Source organism: Promicromonospora kroppenstedtii DSM 19349, from assembly GCF_000515355.1.
Classification (GTDB): Bacteria; Actinomycetota; Actinomycetes; order Actinomycetales; family Cellulomonadaceae; genus Promicromonospora; species Promicromonospora kroppenstedtii.
This window is the reverse complement of sequence record NZ_KI911718.1, coordinates 7,405-10,994: the sequence shown is the minus strand read 5'-3', so window position 1 is coordinate 10,994 and position 3,590 is coordinate 7,405. Positions and strand designations below refer to the sequence as shown.

Here is a 3,590-nt window from a genome sequence, read left to right as displayed (position 1 = left end):
CCGGGCGCCGCCGGCAGCGCCGACGCGGGAGCGCCCGCCCCGAGCGCCGCGCCCACCGTCAGTGCCAGGGTGACGGCCACGGCGCGCAGCCTCGTCACCGGATGGATCCTTCTCGTCATCGAGAGACTCCCTCGTCGTGTGTCGTGCTCCTCGTCGCCCGGACGGCAGCACCGACTCAGCGAGGGAACATGTATGACATGTGCACACTAGAGGGAGTTCTCGGGTCCCCGCAAGGCTCAGCTCCGGCGGCGTGAGCCCCGAACCATCGCGACGCCCGCGGCCACGAGCACGCCGGCGGCCAGCGTCACCGAGCCGACGGTCGCACCCGTGGCGGCCAGGTCGCCCGGCTCCGCCGGGTCCGGGTCGGGACCGGCCGACGGGTCGGTGCCAGGGTTTGGGGGCCGCGTGGCGTTGGTGAGCACGAAGTCGAGCCCGGTCACCTCGACGTCGGCCACCTCGAAGGTGATGCGGCCCTCGCCGTCCACGACGTATCCCTCGCCGGGGTGCACGACGGCGGCGTAGGTGCCGGCGGGCAGCCGGATACGCCAGGTGCCGTCGTCGTCCGCCTTCGTGGCGGCGACCGGCGTGCCGGCGGCGTCCGTGACCGTCACCCGGGTACCGGGCACGGGTGCGCCCCCGGCATGCGTGACCGTGCCGCCGGCCGGCTGCCCCTCGAGCTCGACGGGCCCGTTGACCAGGGCGAAATCCTCCTGCAGCAGGTCCTCGCCGGCGCTGGTGATGGTGACGGACCGTTCGACGACCTCGGCCGTGTACCCCTCGGGCAGCGTGATCACGATCGTGTAGTCGCCCGGCGGCAGGTCGCCCACGAAGTACCCGCCGACGTCGTCGGTGACGAGGGTGACAGGGCCGTCCGGGCCGGTCACCGTGACAGTCGTGCCGGCCACGGGCTCCCCCGTGTCGTCGGCCACGGTGCCGCCGATCGCACCGGGGTGCGACAGACCGAAGTCGACGTCGGTCACGTCGTCCGCCCCGACCGTGACGTCCCTCGCGGCGGGGCCGTCGGCCCGGTAGCCGTCGGGCACGGTGACGCGGACCGTGTGGTCGCCGGCGGGCACCTCGTCGAAGCGGTAGGTGCCGTCGGCGCCGGTCGTGGTGCTGACGCTCCCGCCCGGCCCCTCGCGCGTGACGACGACGCCCGCGACGGGCTCGCCGCCCACGGTCACCGTGCCGGAGAGAGACGCGGGCGCCCGGACGACGAAGTCGTTGCCCGTGCTGGCCTCCTCCTGCCCGACCCGCACCGTGACGGGGTCCGGCGCCGAGCCGGCGGCGAAGCCCTCGGGCAGGTCGCTCAGCGAGAACGTGTACTCCTGCGGGCGGTCGTTCTCGGCGTCCCAGGCCACGTGGTCGATCAGGTACTCGCCCGTCGAGCTGGTCACCGCGGTGAGCGGCACGCCGCCGCCGACCGGCGTGAGAGTGACGGTCGCGCCGCGCACCGGCTCGCCGTCGTCCGTCAGGACCGTGCCGCTGACGGCCACGGGCACGACGTCACGCGCCGCGAAGTCGACGCCGGTGGCGTCGGCGTCGCCGAGGTCCACGTCCTCGACCGCGCGCTCGCCGTACGGGACGAGCCCGTACGGGTGGTCGTCGTCGGCCTCGGGCAGGGTGGTCAGCTCCACGCCGTACCCGTCCGCGGCCGTGTAGCCGGGAAAGGCGTACTGGCCGCTCTCGTCCGAGGTGGTCGTGGCGAGCTCGGTGCCGTCCGGGCCGAACAGCGTGAGGGTCGCGCCCGGCAGGACGCCCTGCGGGGCGCCCGTCTCGTCGACCAGGCTCACGGTGCCGGAGATGTCGCGCGCCAGCGAGGCGAACCACGTCTGGTAGACGGGGAACCCGCTGCGCTGGAAGAACTGGACGGTGAGCGACTTGATCGGCGTGGTGGGCTGGAACCAGCCGGCGGCGCCCGAGGTGTCGTTCGCATCCGTGTTGCCGAGCAGCTCGCCGGTGGCCGGGTCCCAGGTCGGCACGTCCGCAGGGTCCCCCGTGCACGACGGCGACCCCGCACCCGAGCAGTAGTTGAAGCCACCCTGGAAGCCGAGCTCCGCACCCGCGAGCTCCCTGCCGTCCACGCCGAGCGCGGTCACCACAGCGCGGTCCGCGTCGATGTCGCCGAGCACGAACGCCCAGCCGCCGGGCGGCGTCGGGCGCTCGAAGGTGTAGGTGGTGGTCGACGGCGAAGTGGGCCGGTCGGCCTGCGGCCGCAGGTTCAGGTACTGCTGGTCGCGGCTCGACCCGTAGACCTCGCCGGGCGGAGTGCCCGCGGCGAGCCAGGAGGACGCTCCGGAGATCACGCCGACGCCGCCGCGCGAGTCGGAGGTCACCGCCGCCTCCGGGAAGCCGTTCGCCGGGAGCCGCACGCTCGTGGACCAGTCCCCGGCCGAACCGGACAACGTGTCCCATTGCGCCCAGCCGGCGGTCGTGGCCGCCGACGCCGACATCACCGGAACGACTGCGCCGACCGCGACCAGTACCGCCGCCGCGAGTGCGCCCAAGCCCCCTGCAGTGCGCTTCACGATCGACACGTTATGAGACAACCCGTCTCACCGCGCGACGAACGATGCGCGCGCATCGTGTTCCGGAGAGGTCAGGCGCCGAACTCGCGGGCACGCAGCCGGGCCAGGTGGGCGTGCACGAGCGGCAGCACCGAGGCACCCTCGCCGCTCGCCGAGGCGACACGCTTCATGGAGCCCGCGCGTACGTCGCCGACCGCGAAGACGCCCGGCACCGTGGTCTCGAGGCTCGCCGGCGGCTGGCCGTCGACCCAGGCGTCGCGGGGGACGTCCCGGCCGGTCAGCACGAAGCCGCGCTCGTCGAGCGCCACGCCCTCGGGCAGCCAGGAGCAGTCGGGCTCGGCGCCCAGCAGGCAGAACAGGCCGTCGGCGGAGGTCTTGGCCGACTCGCCCGTGTCCAGGTCCGCCAGCCGCAGCCACTGCAGCCAGCCCTCGCCGCCGCCGTCGGCCACGACGGTGCGCGTGCGCACCTGGATGGTCGGTGTCGCCTCGATCTCGCGGACCAGGTAGTCCGACATGGTCTCGGCGAGGCTCGCGCGGCGCACCAGAATGGTCACCGCGCCCGCGAACTTGGCGAGGTGCACGGCGGCCTGACCCGCGGAGTTTCCGCCCCCGACCACGTAGACGTCACGGTCCTGCATCTCACGCGCCATCGAGGTGGCGGCGCCGTAGTAGACACCGGCGCCCACGAGGTCCTCGACGCCCGGCACGCCGAGCCGCCGGTAGGTCACGCCCGTGGCGAGCACCACGGTCCGGGCGCAGAGCTGTGCGCCGCGGACGTGCACGTGCTGGTGCTCGGGTTCGTTCGGCGGGCCCGGCTCGATCCGGACCGTGGAGCGCCCGGTGAAGAACCGCGCGCCGAACCGGCTCGCCTGGATGCGGGAGCGCTGCGCGAGCCGCATGCCCGAGATCCCGCGGGGGAACCCGAGGTAGTTGCGGATCATCGAGCTCGACCCGGCCTGGCCGCCGATCGCGTCGCGTTCGAGCACCACCGTGGCCAGCCCCTCGGACGCCGCGTACACCGCCGTGGCCAGGCCCGCCGGCCCGGCGCCGACGATCGCGACG

The 3,590-nt window shown here is 74.2% G+C and carries 2 protein-coding genes; both read right to left on the bottom strand.

Annotated elements, in window-relative coordinates; genetic code table 11:
- Nucleotides 1–236: 236 nt before the first annotated feature.
- On the bottom strand, nucleotides 237–2,528 hold the full coding sequence (locus PROKR_RS20445) for an MSCRAMM family protein (protein ID WP_245605904.1): 2,292 nt from the start codon (nucleotides 2,526–2,528) through the stop codon (nucleotides 237–239).
- Nucleotides 2,529–2,599: 71 nt separating this feature from the next.
- A partial coding sequence (locus PROKR_RS20440) for an NAD(P)/FAD-dependent oxidoreductase (protein WP_036966562.1) occupies nucleotides 2,600–3,590 on the bottom strand: 991 nt, incomplete at its 5' end.